At 63.8% G+C, this 16,291-nt stretch carries 11 protein-coding genes; 1 reads left to right on the forward strand and 10 read right to left on the reverse strand.

All coding sequences use genetic code 11. The features are described 5' to 3' along the window. Window positions 1-6: 6 nt before the first annotated feature. The 4 genes from kdoO to bioB all read right to left on the reverse strand — a co-directional run bounded on the left by kdoO (window position 7) and on the right by bioB (window position 3,308). On the reverse strand, window positions 7-948 hold the full coding sequence (gene kdoO / locus JMJ54_RS02230) for a Kdo hydroxylase KdoO (protein ID WP_203536314.1): 942 nt from the start codon (window positions 946-948) through the stop codon (window positions 7-9). 8 nt (window positions 949-956) lie between these two features. After that, window positions 957-1,412 carry a DUF2214 family protein gene (locus tag JMJ54_RS02235; protein WP_203536315.1) on the reverse strand — a complete coding sequence of 152 codons (456 nt, stop codon included), beginning with the start codon at window positions 1,410-1,412 and terminating at the stop codon, window positions 957-959. A 12-nt stretch (window positions 1,413-1,424) separates the two neighbouring features. After that, window positions 1,425-2,216 carry a C40 family peptidase gene (locus tag JMJ54_RS02240; RefSeq protein WP_203536316.1) on the reverse strand — a complete coding sequence of 264 codons (792 nt, stop codon included), beginning with the start codon at window positions 2,214-2,216 and terminating at the stop codon, window positions 1,425-1,427. Window positions 2,217-2,330: 114 nt separating this feature from the next. Continuing rightward, a complete protein-coding gene (gene bioB, locus JMJ54_RS02245; protein ID WP_203536317.1) occupies window positions 2,331-3,308 on the reverse strand; it encodes a biotin synthase BioB in 978 nt (325 codons plus the stop codon). Window positions 3,309-3,379: 71 nt separating this feature from the next. On the opposite strand from bioB, the gene JMJ54_RS02250 reads away from it, so the two are divergent. Beyond that, window positions 3,380-4,054 carry a ComFC family protein gene (locus tag JMJ54_RS02250; protein ID WP_203536318.1) on the forward strand — a complete coding sequence of 225 codons (675 nt, stop codon included), beginning with the start codon at window positions 3,380-3,382 and terminating at the stop codon, window positions 4,052-4,054. 3 nt (window positions 4,055-4,057) lie between these two features. Here JMJ54_RS02250 and JMJ54_RS02255 read toward each other — a convergent pair whose 3' ends face one another. The 6 genes from JMJ54_RS02255 to JMJ54_RS02280 form a co-directional block, all read right to left on the reverse strand. After that, on the reverse strand, window positions 4,058-7,948 hold the full coding sequence (locus JMJ54_RS02255) for a translocation/assembly module TamB domain-containing protein (RefSeq protein WP_203536319.1): 3,891 nt from the start codon (window positions 7,946-7,948) through the stop codon (window positions 4,058-4,060). A gap of 1 nt (window position 7,949) precedes the next feature. Beyond that, window positions 7,950-9,704 (reverse strand): autotransporter assembly complex protein TamA, encoded by a 1,755-nt coding sequence (locus JMJ54_RS02260; protein WP_203536320.1) that lies wholly within the window; start codon window positions 9,702-9,704, stop codon window positions 7,950-7,952. Between the two features lie 571 nt (window positions 9,705-10,275). After that, window positions 10,276-10,848 carry a chalcone isomerase family protein gene (locus JMJ54_RS02265; RefSeq protein ID WP_203536321.1) on the reverse strand — a complete coding sequence of 191 codons (573 nt, stop codon included), beginning with the start codon at window positions 10,846-10,848 and terminating at the stop codon, window positions 10,276-10,278. Window positions 10,849-10,920: 72 nt separating this feature from the next. Beyond that, window positions 10,921-12,126: an acetyl-CoA C-acyltransferase gene (locus JMJ54_RS02270; RefSeq protein WP_203536322.1), complete on the reverse strand. Its 1,206-nt coding sequence runs from the start codon at window positions 12,124-12,126 to the stop codon at window positions 10,921-10,923. A 195-nt stretch (window positions 12,127-12,321) separates the two neighbouring features. Further along, window positions 12,322-14,703 carry a 3-hydroxyacyl-CoA dehydrogenase/enoyl-CoA hydratase family protein gene (locus JMJ54_RS02275; RefSeq protein WP_203536323.1) on the reverse strand — a complete coding sequence of 794 codons (2,382 nt, stop codon included), beginning with the start codon at window positions 14,701-14,703 and terminating at the stop codon, window positions 12,322-12,324. A gap of 87 nt (window positions 14,704-14,790) precedes the next feature. Next, window positions 14,791-16,188: an OmpP1/FadL family transporter gene (locus JMJ54_RS02280; protein ID WP_203536324.1), complete on the reverse strand. Its 1,398-nt coding sequence runs from the start codon at window positions 16,186-16,188 to the stop codon at window positions 14,791-14,793. Window positions 16,189-16,291: the final 103 nt, after the last annotated feature.

Here is a 16,291-nt window from a genome sequence, read left to right on the forward strand (position 1 = left end):
CTGCGCTCAGCAGGCCTCGATGGTCAGGGCCAGCAGTGCGATGACAAGCGCGTAGACCGCCCGCTTGTAAATCAGCGCCCTGCCGGTCAGGCGCTGCAGGATGGCCAGCGGCGACCGCGTCTGATCGGCCATGCTGTCGACCGGCAGAAAGAACGTCTGCTCGAGCATGAACTGCCCGCCCATCGCCGCGTGCGAGGCCTGATCCGAAAAGCAGATCCAGCCGCCGCCCGGAGCAAACTCGACACGTTCCTGCGCGCAGCCTTGCTGGTAGCCCGGGTCGCCCTTCATCGCGTCGTGCAGATTGAGCATGATGTGGTCGTACGGACTGCGGCGACGCTTGGTGATCTTCAGGGCGTGCAGCAGTCTGGCCGATCCCGGCCACTGGCGCGGAATCTTCGGCAGAAACTGTCTGGCGACCGTCTCGAACGATTCGCCGACCCGCCAGACCCGCGGCTCGCCGGCCGGATTGACGTTCATGAACACCCGCAGGATGCGTTCGCCGTAGTTCGGACGCGACGGAAAGGCATCGACATGCAGTCGGCTGTCATCCTTGCGCCACGAGGTCTGACGCCCCTCGACCCTGTGCAGGCGCAAGCTCGTCGGCGCCTTGCGCAAACGACCACGGTACTCCGGGAACAGCGTATCGACGAGCGAACCGGCGGCGTCGTGATAGCGCCGGATCATGGCCTTGACCGCATCCTGTGTCCCCGCGTCACCGACAACGCCATGCAGCACACCGGACTCCGGATCGAGGCTGATGTTCTTGCGCTTCGGGTCGGCCAGCGACAGGTCAAGCAGGTGCTGCTCTCCCGCCTCGAGCGAGAATGGAAAGCGCTGGAAATACAGCACCTTGCCCTCCTCCACGGCTGTCAGCAGCGTCTCGCGCGGCGGCGAGAATCCGGTCGCAGCACCGCCGCTCACGTCGACAACCTGGCGTACGCTATCCATTTTTCTTCCTATCTCAGTCCGAAGCCGCGCGCCATGAAGGCGGCAAGAATCGGCAGCAATATGATCAGGTGGGTTTCCCACATCAGGCAGCGGCGCACCCGCGACAGCTCCTGATCGGACGGCACGAACGCCGCATTCGCGACCGCGGCCTTGCGCCATGCCGAAAAGCGCCGGGTCGGGTAGATCGAGATCAGGCCGATCAGCACGAAGACCGTCATTTTGGCGTGAAACACCGGGTTGTGCAGATAGAAATCCGCCCCCTTGACGCCGTAAAACAGACGCCCCAGCCCGGTCGCCAGCGCCAGCATGGCCATCAGGAAGTAGATCAGGTCGTAACGCGCCAGCCGCGCAGCGGCCGTCGGCATCCATTCGCGCCGCACCAGTACGGTCTCGATGGTCAGGAACGTGATGACCATGAAGATGGCCAGGTAGTGGGCAGCGGCAAGAATGGCATCGGTCAGCATCGAAAACTCCGTTCAGCGGGCATTGCCGAGCAGCAGCGGCCGCGAGGGCGGCTCCGGCTCGGGGTGGAACTTGAGATGGCCGACGTAGACCAGCGACCGCCTGACCCGCAGCGAAGGTACGTCGCCTTCGCGCATGTGCAGGATGTCCGCCGGACTGAGCCAGCGCGGATCGGCGTCGGTCATCGGCAGGCCGATGTGCCTGTACGCCTCGAGTACGAATTGCGAGCAGAAGAAGCGCCCGTCACTGCCGCTACCGAGCTGGATCGTTGCAACGCCGCGCAGGCAGCCGTCCCGAACCGACTCGGGCAACAGCGGCAGTTCGCAGACACGCCGCTGCAGCGAGAACGGTGCATGCAGCATCACGCCGACGTAATCGTACCGGAGCCCGAGGCTGCGGCCAGCAAATTCGCGCATCGGCACGTCGAGTCCGGACTGAAAATCCGGGTGGCGAAATGCAACAACCACGGCCTCGTCGGCAACCATGGTGTCGATCTTGCGGACGCGAACGCCACTGCCGACCGCCTCGGCCACATCGCCGTCGCCAAGATACAGCGCCGCGTGGCTGACCGGTGCCGTGGTCATCAGCCGGATACCGGCCGACGTCAACCCACTCCCCGTCGACAGCAGAATGTCGCCCGGCATCAGCGCAGTAGCAGCAATCATCGCCTCGCCATTGGCCGGGCGCAGCGCATTGCTCTGGAACGTGACCGCCGGCCCCGGCGCCGCAATGCGCTGGGTATCGACCTGGGTAGCACAACCGGCACACGCACCGACGAGCAGCGCCGCCATCAACAAGGCTTTCACATGCGGTTCCGGTGGACATCAATCGCGCGATTTTTTCACAAAATGACAGCCAACAGCCAGCAGCCGGAATAAAAAAGCCCGGCGGGTGCCGGGCTTTCCGGTTGGATCGCCTTTTTACAACGGTTTCAGATCGAGCTTTCCGAACAGCGCCTTGTCGCGCGTGACGTCCGGGTTGCCGGTGGTCAGCAGCTTGTCGCCGTAGAAAATCGAATTGGCACCCGCCATGAAGCACAGTGCCTGCGTGGCTTCATCCATCTGCTGCCGGCCTGCCGACAGGCGCACGAAGGACTTCGGCATGGTGATCCGCGCCACCGCGATGGTGCGCACGAACTCGGTCCAGCCAACCGCCTGGTCACCATCCAGCGGCGTGCCTTCGATCTTGACCAGGTTGTTGATCGGCACCGAATCCGGTTGCGGGTCGAGGTTGGCGAGCTGGGCGATCAGGCCGACCCGGTCTTCACGGGTTTCACCCAGACCGACGATGCCGCCAGTACAGACGTGCAAACCCGCCTTGCGCACCTTGCCGAGCGTATCGAGCCGGTCGGCATAGCTGTGCGTGCTGACGATGTCGGCGTATTTCTCGGGGCTGGTATCGAGATTGTGGTTGTAATAGTCGAGACCGACGTCGCGCAGCTCCTCGGCCTGCCCGTCCTTGAGCATGCCGAGCGTCGCACAGGTCTCGAGGCCGAGCGCCTTGACGCCGGCAATCATCTGTTTCACCGACTCCAGATCCTTGGTCTTCGGGCCTCGCCATGCTGCGCCCATGCAGAAGCGGCTGGCACCGTTCTCCTTGGCGATCCGTGCGACTTCGATGACCTCGTCGGCATTCATCAGCGTTTCGCGCTCCAGACCGGTATCGTGCCGCGCCGATTGCGAACAGTAGCCGCAGTCCTCGGAGCAGCCGCCGGTCTTCACCGACAGCAAGGTCGACAGCTGCACGCGGTTGGCATCGAAATGCTCGCGGTGCACTTGCTGTGCACGGAACAGCAGGTCGTTGAAGGGCAAAGCGAACAAGGACGCCACATCGTCGAGGCTCCAGTTCTGTTGCTGCGGATGCGGCGTGAGGCGCTTGAATTCGATCGTTTGCGTCATGGCGGGCGATGTGGGCTAGAAATGAAGTCGCGCCATTTTCTGCAGCCCCACAGCCATTGTCAAATTTGCGAATGCGATTTCTGAACAAGATTCCCCGCCTGCCGGTGTGCTGTGCACTGTGCCATCGCAGCTGTCACAGCACGCTGTGCGATGCATGCGATGCGGCACTGCCCAGACTGCCGACCCACTGCTGCCCGCGCTGCGCGTTGCCGACGCACGATGGTGGACTGTGTGGCGGTTGTCTGGCCCACCCGCCCCGCTTCGATGCCAGTCACGCGGTGCTGCGCTACACCGGCGAGGCAGCCCATCTGATCACCGCCGGCAAGTACGCAGGCCGCTGGCCCCTCTGGCGCGCCTTGGCCAGCCTGCTGGTTGCCTGCCTCCCGGCCGCCCCCGACGTCGACCTGATCATGCCGATGCCGCTGCACCCGCACCGGCTGCGCGAGCGCGGCTTCAACCAGTCGGCCGAACTGGCCGCCGTCATCAGCCGCCATGCCGGACTGCCGCTACGTCACGACCTGCTTGAACGGGTTCGCGACACCACGCAACAAAGCCGGCTCAGCCTGCCGGAACGCCGGCGCAACCTGAAAGGCGCTTTCGCTGCAGTCGGTCAGCTTCAAGGCATGCGCATCGCCGTGGTCGACGATGTCATGACCAGCGGCCTGACGCTCGACGCGGTGGCGGCAACGCTCAAGCGGGCCGGCGCCGCCCGGGTCGAGGCCTGGGTGCTGGCGCGCACGCTGTAACGACTACGGCTTCGCCGGTGTCGCCGGCTTGTCGTTACCCCACAGCGAATCGAAGTTGATCGAGTACTTGGCGTCGAACGTGCTCTCGTCGGTACCGACCCGGGTCACGAAGGACCAGCGCCGCGACAGCTGCACCGTGAAGCGGACCGCATCCTTGAGGCCATTGACGCTCTTGTCGAGCCCCAGCGTCAGCCACTTGTTGAGCCGCTTGCTTACGGTCACGACCTGCGTGGTCGTGCCGTCTTCCATCTTGTCCGACGCGACGCCGACCTCGTCGATGCCCAGCTTGCCGAACAACTCGTCCGAGAAGCTTTCTCCCGAGTCACCGCTCGCGAACGCCGCATTCAGGAACTGCAGCAGCACCGCCGAATCGCCCTTGTCCATATTGTCGGTGCCGTGACCGAACAGCAGCCACGAGAGCTTCTCGTTCTCCGGAACCGACGGGTTCGAGTACAGCTTGACCCGCGGATTCAGCGCCGACCCCTTGACCTCGACGCCGGCCTCGACCGACAGCCCTTCGCGGACCGCGAGAATGTCGAGTCCCGGGTTGTCGAGCTGGCCCGAGAACGACACGATGCCGCGCTCGATCGCCAGCTTCTGGCCATAGGCACGATACGTTCCTTCCTCGACCTTGACCGTCCCGAAGCCCTGCAGGCTCTGGTTCGGTGTCGTTTTCAGGCGCAGCAAACCCGACAACTGCGCTTCCAGCCCGTAGCCACGGAAAGTGAAATCGTCACCAAGGTCGATCTCGAACTGCAGGTTCGCCAGCGGCAGCGGCTTGCCGACGTCCCGCTTCTGCCCGACGATGACCACGTCGTCGGACAGATGCGGCACATCGGTCGAGCGGTAGCGGATATCGCCGTGGTCGGCCTTCAGGTTGCCGGTCACCGACAACCCTTCCTTGCCGTAGCGCACATCGCCCTTGCCCGAGACGACCAGCACCATGTCCGGCTTGTTGATCAGCGTCAGCTGTCTGGCGGTGATCGTCGCATTCGCATCGGCACCGTTGTCGCTCAGATCGATCTGGCCGGTTGCATTCAGGTCACCACGCCCGCCCTTGAATGTGAAGGTATCCAGCACCACACGATTCTGTGACAAGCGCACGCGGGCCTTGCCGTCCTGCAGCGAGACGCCGGTTGCCGCATCGCGGATCGAGAGATAGTCGCCGTTGACGGTGCCGGCCAGCACGCCTTGCGACATGGGGCCGCTGCGGCTGACGTCGAAATCGATCGCGCCCTTGAGCTGCAGGCTGTCACTGATCAACGGCGACACCTTGGCCAGATCGGGCAGCTTGCCGGCGGCCCGCAGCGTCAGCGGCGCCCCGATTTCGACCTGCCATGCGGGCGCGTCGATGCGCGTCGCACCGGTCAGGGCAATCTGGCCGAATCGGCTGCTGTGGATCTGCCCGTCGAGCGACACCTGCGACTGGCGCGCCTGGATACGCGCACTCAACTGATCCAGCTGCAAGGCATGCGCCGGACTGCGTTCGCTGGCCGGCACGCGAATGTCGCCGCTGAGGCGGTTCAGCGTTACGTCGCCATCGAGCGTCGCGCCCTGTTTCAACTGCCAGCGCCCGCCCAGCACCAGATCGCTCTGCACGGCCTTGAAATCCGCCAGTTTCAGCAGCTCGGCGGTCACCAGTCGCTCGGCATTGCCGTCGGTTTCCAGTCGCCCCGGTTGCCAGAACAGCCGGTCTAGCCGGATCCTGCTCTCGCCGATCGCCAGCGTCGTGGCACCCACCTCGACCTTGCTCGCGCCAAACGTCGCATCGACGGCCGACTGCACGCTGATCGGCAACATCGCGCGACCATCGAGCTTGTTGATCCGGCCACGCCATTGCCACTGCGCATCCAGCCCGCCGGCGGCTGCCAGATCCAGCCCGATCGGCTCTGCGTGATACTGGCCGGTCGCGGCCAGACGCAAGGTATGTGTGCCCCGGGTACCGTTGATGACGAGCTTGAGCTGCGCGATTTTGGCGTCAAAGCCTTCCAGCCCGGACAGGTCCACGTCGAACTGCATCGGACTCGTCAGATCGGAGTACAACTGGCCATCCAGCTTGCCGCGCGCCAGCTTGACGCCGAACGGCGTCGCCAGGCCGGCAACGTTCAGCGACGTCTTGATCAAGGGCTTCTTGAACGCGCCGATCAGCTGCGTTGTTCCCTGCACGCGGCCACCAAAGCCAGGGCCGAGTTCGTTCAGGCCGTCGAGCGCGAGCTGCAGGTCCAGCTTGTCGCCGGCGGCGCCAAGTGCACCGCGGGCGGTAATCCGGTTGCTGCCCAATGCCAGCCAGAGGTCGGCATGCTTGAGCCGGGTTTCGGTCAGGTCGAGCTCGCCCTTGCCGGACAGGGGCCGGTTGTTGAAGCTGCTTTGCGCCAGCTCGTATTTCACGCTGGCACTCAGCGCCGGCTTGAGCGCGCCCTTTGCATCGACGCGCCCGCTGATCCGGCCCGCCGGCACGGCGGCAAACTCGGCCGGATTGACGTTGTCCAGCGTCGCCTCGGCGACAAAGTCCTCGCGCTCAAAACCGAATTCGCCCTTGAGTGACAAGGTACTGTTGCCGCGCTTGAGTTCCGCACTTCGGATTGCCAGCCGACGCTCGGTTTGTGGCCGGATCCAGCCCAGATCCGCATTGAGCGCGGCCTTGTAGGTCGGATCGTCGAGCTTGGCCACGACATCGGGTGCCGCATAGGCCCCCTTCAGAAGAATCTGCCCGCCCAAGCGGCTTTTCGGCTGGCGTTGCACCAGCTGCGACAGGTCCAGCCCGGCGATATCCACCGTGGCATCGAGCTTGTCCGCCTGAAACTGCCCTCGCCCCTTGAGCTGGCCGCCACCCGGCAGGGTCGCGAGCAGGGTCGTCAGATCGAGAGCATCGTTGCTGACCGTAAAGGCTGCACTCAGCGTTTCCAGTGGCAGTCGGTCCGTATTCACCGGCCCGGGCAAGGCGTTCTTCAGCGACAGACGCCCAGCTGCAAGCTTGCCGCTACTGGGCGCAAGGGACAGCTCGACGTCAAGCGCCGCTTTCGGCAGGCCCGGCTGCAACGCGGCCGGATTGACGCCATGCGCCTTGAGCTGGGCCGACTTCAGCATGGCGTAGGCATAGGGCGCAAAGACGTCGAGCCGGCTGTCGAGATCGATGCCGACCTTTTCGCCCTTCACCGAGCCGTTCAGCCCCAGATCGCGCAGCGAGCCGGACAGGTTGACCCGGCTTTCCAGCTGACGCTCTTCAATGACCCCGGCGTAGCCAAGGCGGCCGGCAACGGCAAACGGCGCCCGGCCATCCAGCGACAGCTGGGCCTTGAGCCGGCCACGCGGCGTATCGAGCCGCTGCAGATCAAGGCGGTGCACATCGCCGTCGCTGTGCAGGTTCAGCTGCACCTGCTTCAGGTCGACCGGCGAACCGGCCAGCGTGAAACGCTGCAGGCTGGCCGCATCGACGTCGATCGCCACCGGCAGGCTCAACGAGGTCGGTGGCGGCGATACCGGCTGGTTGGGCGGCGACGGCTTGCTGGTGATGTCGAGATGGCCCAGTTCGAGCCGGCTGACCGAGACCCGCCGGGCAAGCAGGGCTTCCGGCGCCCATTCGAGATAACCCCGGTCAAGCTTGACCGTCACCGCGGCCGTATCGACGACCAGTCCGTTGACGGTCACCCCACGCCAGAGCGAGCCTTCCAGCGACTTGAGTTTGGCGATGCCGCTGGCGTTGATCCGCTCGACCAGCCAGCGATGTCCGCCCGCACTGTCGATCCACGTCAAGGCCCCGGCCAGCAGGCCGGCCAGCACCACCACGATGCCGAGCACGCTCCACACCAGCCAACGCGGTATGCTGCGTTTTGCCGGTGGCGCTACGGCGGTTTCCTGCTCCGTAGCCGGTGCAGGCTGTTCGTTTTCGCTCATGTCAGAACGTCAGCCCCAGCGAAAAATAGAAACGCCATTGTTCGGCGTCGATGCCATAGGCCAGATCGGCGCCCAGCACGCCGACCGGACTGACCCAGCGCGCGCCGACACCGACACCGGTCTGGCCGTCGAAACTGCCCCAGGTATCGGCCGCATCGCCGTAGTCGGCGAAGACCGCGGCGCGCCAGTCCTTGTAGACCGCGTACTGGTATTCGAGCGTCGCCGTGGCCAGCACCCGCCCCGGTTCTGTCGTCCCGTCCGAGATGATGCCGAGACTTTGATAGTCGTAACCGCGGACGCTGTTGGCGCCGCCGGCCCGGAACAGGTAATCGGTCGGCACCTTGGTCGGATCCTTGGTGAAGTTCTGGCCGAGTTCCAGCCGGAAGAAGGCGACGTCGGCCTGCCCGACCTTCCAGTACTGCACCCCCTGGGCGTACAGCTCGACGAAGGACTCGTCGGTCGCTACACCCTGCACGGCCCCTGCGCCTTCGAGCTGCAGGATGTTGCCGCTCTTCGGATCACGCCGGTTGTCGAGGTCGCGACGAATCCACTTGTAATACGCAACCAGCGCCTGCGGGCGCTCGAGGTTGCCGTCCGCGTTGACCCGTCGTTCGCGCAGGTATTCGATACCCATCGTCCGGTCGATCAGGTCTTCCTTGCGCGTCCGCGAGACACCGCCCTTGTAGGTCTCGGTATCGAGCCCTTCGACGGTACTGCTGGTGTAGTTGACGTAGGCACGATGCGAATAACCGCTCTTGAACTGCGGGAAATCGATCGACAGCTCGCCTTCCTGCTCGTCGCCATCGAGCTTGGCGCGAATCCCGCCGACCCAGCCACGGTCGAGCAGGTTGTTGTAGCTGTACTGCGCCTCGGCCCGTGGGCCGGTGTTGGTGCTGTAGCCGAGCGACAGCGCCAGCTTGTTCAGCGGTACTTCCTGCAGATTGATCACGACCGGCGCGACATAGGGCGGCTTTGCCGAAGGCTCGGCCTCGACCACCGCAGCGCCGAACTGCGGCATCGATTGCAGATCCGACTGCAGATCGGACAGCTCCTTGCGCCGGTACTCGCCCCCTTCCTGCAAGTCGATGCGGTTTTTGACGATGCGCTCCGGATACCGCTGCAGCCCCTTGATGGTGACCGGGCCAAAGACGTAGGCCGGGCCGCTGTCGATCACCATCGTGATGTCGGCGCGATTGCTCGCCGGATCGACGCTGACTTCGCTTTTGGTCACATGGGCGGTCAGGTAACGCCTCGCCAACATCCGGTTGACGACCCGCTGCTTGGTTTCCGACCAGGCGGCCTGAGTGAAGACGTCGCCTTCGGCCAGCGCCCAGCCTCCCTCAAGCCGGTTCAGCACCCGTTTGTAGAACGCCTCGTCCTCGGTCACCGCGCCGATCAGTTGAAAGTCGATCTTCCCGACTCGCGTCAATGGACCCGGATCGACCTCGACCACGGCGCGGTAGTTGCCGCCGTTCTGCTCGAGCCTCGATTTGATCTTGGAAGAAAAATAGCCCTGCGTATGCAGCAGCGCCGCCGCTTCCTGCGGGGTGCGATCGACCAGCAGCTGCAGGCTTTCGGGCGTGGTTTTCTTTTCATCCCGCCAGCGGTACAGGTCGAGGTAGCGCTCAAGCAGGTTTTCGATGTCCGACGGTGCGTCGATCTCGACCTGATACGACGCAATTTCCCCTTCGTCGCCCCATGCCAGGCTCGCGGCAAACAGAACACTCAGCAGGGCGGAACGGGTCAGGGCGGACATACAGCGGAGGCAGGCAGAAAACACCGTACTTTAGCCGAAAGCCCGCGCGGCGCGGCGACTCGATACGGTGAACAACAAACAAAAAAAATTGCCCGGCTCAACCGGAAGGTTGATGCACGGGCATGAATAGGAGGAGTCGATAACGGCCAAGAGGCCGGGTACTACAGAGATGCGCGCAACCGCGCTACTACATCAACGAACGAGCGTCAGACGCCATCCGTAAGATTTAACGATCAGGCTCTGGGCCTTCTCGACGTTTTTCACGATTTTCAACAGCGTTTTCATGTCCTGCTCCTTGGAGAGGCTCAACTGCATTTGTTGTCAGCAGGCTTGCTGGCATGGGTTAACTTTAGCAAGACTACGAAACCAGCGCAAGTGTTTTCGTACTTTTACTACCTATATTTTCGCGTTACCCAATGTAACCAACTACATCAAACAAGCTGAAACCTATAAAAACACTGAAACATTTTCGTAGCACGTAAAAACCAACAACAATTACGCATGTAACCCCACTACAAAAGAAAAGGGGCTGCCTGTGGCAACCCCTTCTGATCTGCGCGGACCCGGCTGCTCAACGTGCGCCGAGCAACTGTGCCTTGAGTCCTGCCTGTACCGGCGATTTGCCAAGCCAGATCGACAGCAGCGCCGACGCGAAGTCATCGCCGGCAATCACCGGGTAGGCCTTGCCGCGCACCGTCACCCGGGTGCCCTGCCCCGGCAGCAGATCCAGCTGGATCACGTCCCCCTTGCCGACGGTCTTGACCTCGCGGAACACCTTGTCGAGCGCATCGAGCTGCGGCGCGAAACGCTTCATGTCGCCAGCGCTGATGTTATCCTGCAGCCCATCGACGAACGATTCGTGCATCGTGCCGGCCGATACTTCGCGCAACATGCGCAGCTCCATCCGGCGCGGCGTCGTTGCGCCGAGGATGGTTGCGGCGTCGCCCACCTTGGCGCCGGTATACAGCGACGCCACATAGACGTCGAACACCACCTTCTTGCGGACGCCGGCTCCGTTCAGCAACAGCGATTGCCCGGCCACCTCGGCCTTGTCGGGTACCGACGTGCCGCCGACATCGAGCGCGCTGGCCACGCCGGCGGTCAGCGCCAGCATCAGGACCAGTGTCATTGCGCGTTTTTTCATTGTCGTCCTCCAGAAAAAAAGCCCACGGGATGAGCGTGGGCAAAGACAGGCAGAGTCAAATTCGTCGCGGCCTCACAGCACCTGGATGATGCCGGCGGCGCCCATGCCCGTGCCGATGCACATCGTCACCATGCCGTAGGCACCCGGCTTGCCCTGGCGGCGCAGACCGTGGATCAGCGTGGCGGCGCGGATGGCGCCGGTGGCACCGAGCGGGTGGCCGAGCGCAATCGCCCCCCCGTTCGGGTTCACCTTGCTCATGTCCAGATCCAGATCACGGCTAACGGCCAGCGCCTGTGCGGCGAAGGCTTCGTTCAGCTCGATCCACGACAGATCGTTCAGCGTCAGGCCGGCCTGCTTCAGCGCGGCCGGAATCGCTTCCTTCGGACCGATGCCCATGATCGCCGGCGGCACGCCCTTGACCGCGAAGGTCGTGAACTTGGCCAGCGGGGTCAGGTTGTATTCCCTCAGCACCTTTTCCGACACCAGGATCAGCGCACCGGCGCCGTCGGACATCTGCGAGCTGTTGCCGGCAGTGACCGAGCCCTTGGCGGCAAACACCGTCTTGAGCTTGGCGAGGCCCTCAAGGCTGGTGCCTGCACGCGGACCTTCGTCGGTGGTCAGTGTCTTGCTCACCAGCTCGACTTCGCCGGTGGCCAGATTCGGCACACGGTAGGTCACGTCGAGCGGGGTAATTTCATCGGCAAACGCACCCGACTCGATCGCGGCCAGCGCACGGCGGTGCGATTCGACCGCGAACGCATCCTGATCTTCGCGGCTGACGTTCCACTGGTTGGCGACCTTCTCGGCGGTCAGGCCCATGCCGAAGGCGATCGCCATGTTTTCGTTATTGGCGAAGAATTCCGGGTTCAGGGCGATCTTGTTGCCCATCATCGGCACCATCGACATCGACTCGGCGCCGGCGGCGATCATCACGTCGGCTTCACCGACGCGGATGCGGTCGGCGGCCATCGACACGGCGTTGATGCCCGACGAGCAGAAACGGTTGATGGTGATGCCGCCGACGGTGTCCGGCAGGCCGGCGAGCAAGGCGCCGATCCGCGCCATGTTCATGCCCTGTTCGGCTTCCGGCATCGCGCAGCCGACGACGACGTCGTCGACACGCGCCGGATCCAGCCCCGGCACCTGCGCCATTGCGCCCTTGATCACGTGGGCCAGCATGTCGTCGGGACGCACGTGCTTCATCATGCCGCGCGGCGCCTTGCCGACCGGCGTGCGGGTCGCAGCGACGATATAGACTTCCTGAATCTGTTTGCTCATTGCAGAGCTCCTATCTGAATCTGTACGTCGACCGATCAGGTCGACCGGAACACATCGCGCGGGAATTGGCCGGGATGCGTTGCGAGGAGGCAAAGGGCAAGGCGCTCAGGAGCGCAGCGACCGGAATGGACTGAAGTCCATGAGGATCGCGAGCACCGCACAACGCGGCCATTTGCCTCCGCAGTAGCATCACGGTCAATTCCGGAGGGGCTTGTTGTTCTCCAGCATGTACATGATGCGTTCCTGGGTCTTGCCCTTCTTCAGCAGGCCCATGAAGCGTTCACGCTCCAGCTTGAGAATCCACTCCTCGTTCACCAGCGTGCCGGCTTCGACGTCACCGCCGGTCACGACCTCGGCGATCTGCACGCTGATGTGGTAGTCGTACTTGGAGATGAAGCCGCCTTCGAGCATGTTCACCAGCTGGCCCTTGATCGTCGCGGCGCCGGTGCGGCCGGCCACCGGGAACGCCTTCGGCTTCACCGGTGCGCGGTAGCCGGTCGCAGCCAGCGCACGGACCTGGGCCTGGGCGACGAACAGCAGTTCGTTGCTGTTGAACAGCACGATGTCCGACTCGCGCAGGTAACCGATCTGTTGACCTTCTTCGGCGCTGGTACCGACCTTGGCCATCGCCATTGCCAGGTAGTAGTCCTTGAGCACGCCGAGGATGTCGCCACCCTTGGCTTCGCGGCTGGCGCGCAGCGCGAACTCCTTGCAACCGCCACCGGCCGGCAGCAGGCCGACGCCGACTTCGACGAGGCCGATATAGGTTTCGACTGCTGCCACAACCCGTGCGCAGTGCATCAGGAACTCGCAGCCACCGCCGAAGGCGTAGCCCTGCGCCGCGCCGACCACCGGCACCTTGGCGTACTTGATCGCCATCGACGCGCGCTGGAACTCGGCGACCATGTTTTCGATCGCGTCGAAATCACCGGTCATGAACGCCGGGCCCATGCTGGCCAGGTCGGCGCCGACCGAGAACGGCGCATCCGGATGCCACAGCACCAGCCCCTGGAAGCGCGCTTCGGCGATGCGGATCGCTTCCTGCACGCCGGCCAGCACGCCGGCACCGATGCAATGCGCCTTGGTCTTGAACGACAGCACCGGCACATCGGTTGCCGCCGGCGGCAGCCACATGCGAACGCTGTCGTTCTCGTACACGGTTTCGCCAAAGTTCGGCTCGGCGTCACCGACGAGTTGCGGCGGGTACAGCTGACGGCCGTAGACCGGCAGCGTCGAACGACCGACCTGCTTGTTCTGCGCCGCGCTGTACGAACCTTCCGGCGCATGCACGCCATCGCGCTGGGCCACCCAAGCCGGCAGCGGGGTCGACGCCATGGTCTTGCCGGCAGCGATATCGGCGCTCACCGCTTCGGCCACGGCCTTCCAGCCGGCGGCCTGCCACAGCTCGAACGGACCCTGCTTCCAGCCAAAGCCCCAACGGATCGCGAAATCGATGTCGCGGGCCGAATCGGCGATGCCGTCCAGCAGGGTGGCGACGTAATGCCACACATCGCGCAGGCAGGCCCAGAGGAACTGCGCTTCCGGATGTGCCGACTCGCGCAGCGCCTTGACCTTGGCCGCCGGGTCTTCGAGCTTCAGGATCGCCTTGACCTCGTCGCTGCCCTTCTGGCCGGACGGCACGTACTGGCCCGCCTTCGGGTCGAGCACGAAAATGTCGCGGCCTTCTTTCTTGTAGATGCCGGCGCGGGTCTTCTGACCCAGCGCGCCCTGCTCGATCAGCGCGGCCAGCCAGGCCGGGCTCTTGTAATACGCCGCCCACGGATCATCCGGCAGGTTGTCGGTCATGGTCTTGACGACGTGCGCGAAGGTATCCAGGCCGACGACATCGGCGGTACGGAAGGTCGCCGACTTCGGACGGCCCATGCGCGGGCCGGTCAGATCGTCGACGACGTCGAAACGGATGCCGAACTGTTCGGCGTGATGGATCGTCGCCAGCATCGAGAACACGCCGATGCGGTTGGCGATGAAGTTCGGGGTGTCCTTGGCGCGCACGACGCCCTTGCCCAGACGGGTGACCAGGAAGGTCTCCAGCGCGTCGAGCTCGGCGGTTTCGGTGCCGGCGGTCGGGATCAGCTCCACGAGGTACATGTAGCGCGGCGGGTTGAAGAAGTGGATGCCGCAGAAGCGGGACTTCAATTCACCCGGCACGCCATCGGCCAGTTTCTGGATCGACAGGCCGGAAGTATTGGTCGCGAGAATCGCGTGCGGTGCCAGATGCGGTGCGATCTTGGCGTACAGATCGAGTTTCCAGTCCAGGCGTTCGGCGATCGCTTCGATCACCAGGTCACAGTCGCCCAGTTTGGCCAGATCGCTGCCGTAGTTGGCGGCGTCGATCAGTTCGGCACGCATCGCCGACATCAGCGGTGCAGGCTTGAGCTTCTTGAGGTTGTCGATGGCCTTGAGCACGATGCCGTTGGCCGGGCCCTCTTTGGCCGGCAGATCGAAGAGCACGGTCTCGATACCGGCGTTGGCGAGATGGGCGGCAATCTGCGCTCCCATGACACCGGCACCGAGCACCGCAACCTTGCGGATCTGTTTCTGCGATACGTTAGACATGCAATATATCCCCGCGTGGAAAACGCCCTAGAAGGCTGCGGCCGGCCGGCCGCCTGGCGGACGGGTTACCCCGCCCGCCGTCCTGCCTTAGAAGCGGTAGTTGATTTGCGCGCCAAAGATGTTGGCGTAGGTCTTGAAGTCGGCCTTGGTCGTCGTGCCGCTACCGGTACACCCGTTAGCCGCCGAGCATTCCTTGTTGTTCATGCTCACGTCCTTGAAGTCGACGAAGGTGTAAGCCACGTCGACCGACAGGTCCTTGCTGAATGCATAGTTGGCACCCAGCGAGTACCAGGTCCGGTCGCTGTCGGGCAGCGCGGCGATCCGCACCGATTCGTTCGGCACCGGGCTTTGGTCATAGGCAAGACCGAAGCGCAGCGTCAGCGGATCGTTGACCTTGTAGGTCGCGCCGAGCGAGTAGCGGCTGGTGTTGGTCCAGTCCTGCTCGATCACCGCGTCCGGCAGGCCGGTATCGAACTTCAACCGCAACTCGTCGAACTTCGAGTTCCAGGTGTAGGTCCAGTCACCCATGATGGCGAACTGCGCGTTGATTTCTTTGTAGAAGTTCAGCGAGAACGAGTCCGGCGTATCGATGTTGGCGGTACCCGTGCCGTTGCGATAACCCTTGAGTGCCAGATTGCCGATCACGGTGGCATCAAGCGCCCCCAGTCCCAGCGTGCTCGGCCGCGACCAGTTGGCATCGCCTTCGAGCTTGTGGCTGATGCTCGAACGGTAAGCGGTACCGACGCGCAGGGTCGGATCGATCTGCCACATCGCACCGAGGTTGAAGCCAAAGCCCCAGTCGTCGCCGTCATAGTCCAGCGCACCGTCGTACTGACCGGTACCGGCCACCAAACGCGGGTTACGCGCTGCCAGCGGCTGGCCACCGACAACGGTCGCGCCGGCCTGGGTGCCGAAGTCGGCACGCTTCTTGAACTTGCCGTCCATGTACTCGGCGGTCACACCTGCACCGACCGAGAACTGGTCGTTGATCTTGAACGCGAAGGTCGGGTTGATCGCGATGGTCTTCAGGTCCAGCGTGTTGCCGTTGTAGCGGCCCACCCAGTCGCTGTTGTAGTCGATCGCATCACCGAACGGCACGAACACGCCAAGACCCACCCACATCTGATCGTTGAGCTGATGCGAAATGTAGAGTTGCGGGACCGCAACCGGCGAGGTCGGATCGCCAGGGCCGCCGCCGCTGATCGGACGACCTGCAGCCGTTGTCGCGCTGATGTTCTGCGCTTCGACATGCGGATCAACCACGACCAGACCCATCGACACATTGGTGCCAGGCAGATAGGTCATGCCGGCCGGGTTGTAGAAAATCGTCGTGGCATCCTGCGCCGCGGCACCGGCTGCATTGGCAACCCCTTGCGCGCTGACGCTCTGTACCCCGAAGTTGTAACCGGATGCGTTGGCCCCGGCCGCTGCCACGACCAGGCTCCCTGCACCAATCATGCGCAACGCAAACGCGATCTGTTTCATTCGTGCTCTCCTTAGACGCAGCAGTGCTGCAGGCTTTGTTTGTTAATCACTCTTTTCAAACGAGCGATTTATCTATGGTTCGGCACTGGCGATGTAGTGTCAA

The sequence above is a fragment of the Jeongeupia naejangsanensis genome, from assembly GCF_016865585.1.
GTDB lineage: Bacteria > Pseudomonadota > Gammaproteobacteria > Burkholderiales > Chitinibacteraceae > Jeongeupia > Jeongeupia naejangsanensis.

Bases quoted from the DNA above. Each gene is read 5' to 3' on its own strand.
- kdoO (WP_203536314.1), bottom strand. From the start codon at position 948: ATGGATAGCGTACGCCAGGTTGTCGACGTGAGCGGCGGTGCTGCGACC.
- JMJ54_RS02235 (WP_203536315.1), bottom strand. From the start codon at position 1,412: ATGCTGACCGATGCCATTCTTGCCGCTGCCCACTACCTGGCCATCTTC.
- bioB (WP_203536317.1), bottom strand. From the start codon at position 3,308: ATGACGCAAACGATCGAATTCAAGCGCCTCACGCCGCATCCGCAGCAA.
- JMJ54_RS02250 (WP_203536318.1), top strand. From the start codon at position 3,380: ATGCGATTTCTGAACAAGATTCCCCGCCTGCCGGTGTGCTGTGCACTG.
- JMJ54_RS02255 (WP_203536319.1), bottom strand. From the start codon at position 7,948: ATGAGCGAAAACGAACAGCCTGCACCGGCTACGGAGCAGGAAACCGCC.
- JMJ54_RS02260 (WP_203536320.1), bottom strand. From the start codon at position 9,704: ATGTCCGCCCTGACCCGTTCCGCCCTGCTGAGTGTTCTGTTTGCCGCG.
- JMJ54_RS02265 (WP_203536321.1), bottom strand. From the start codon at position 10,848: ATGAAAAAACGCGCAATGACACTGGTCCTGATGCTGGCGCTGACCGCC.
- JMJ54_RS02270 (WP_203536322.1), bottom strand. From the start codon at position 12,126: ATGAGCAAACAGATTCAGGAAGTCTATATCGTCGCTGCGACCCGCACG.
- JMJ54_RS02275 (WP_203536323.1), bottom strand. From the start codon at position 14,703: ATGTCTAACGTATCGCAGAAACAGATCCGCAAGGTTGCGGTGCTCGGT.
- JMJ54_RS02280 (WP_203536324.1), bottom strand. From the start codon at position 16,188: ATGAAACAGATCGCGTTTGCGTTGCGCATGATTGGTGCAGGGAGCCTG.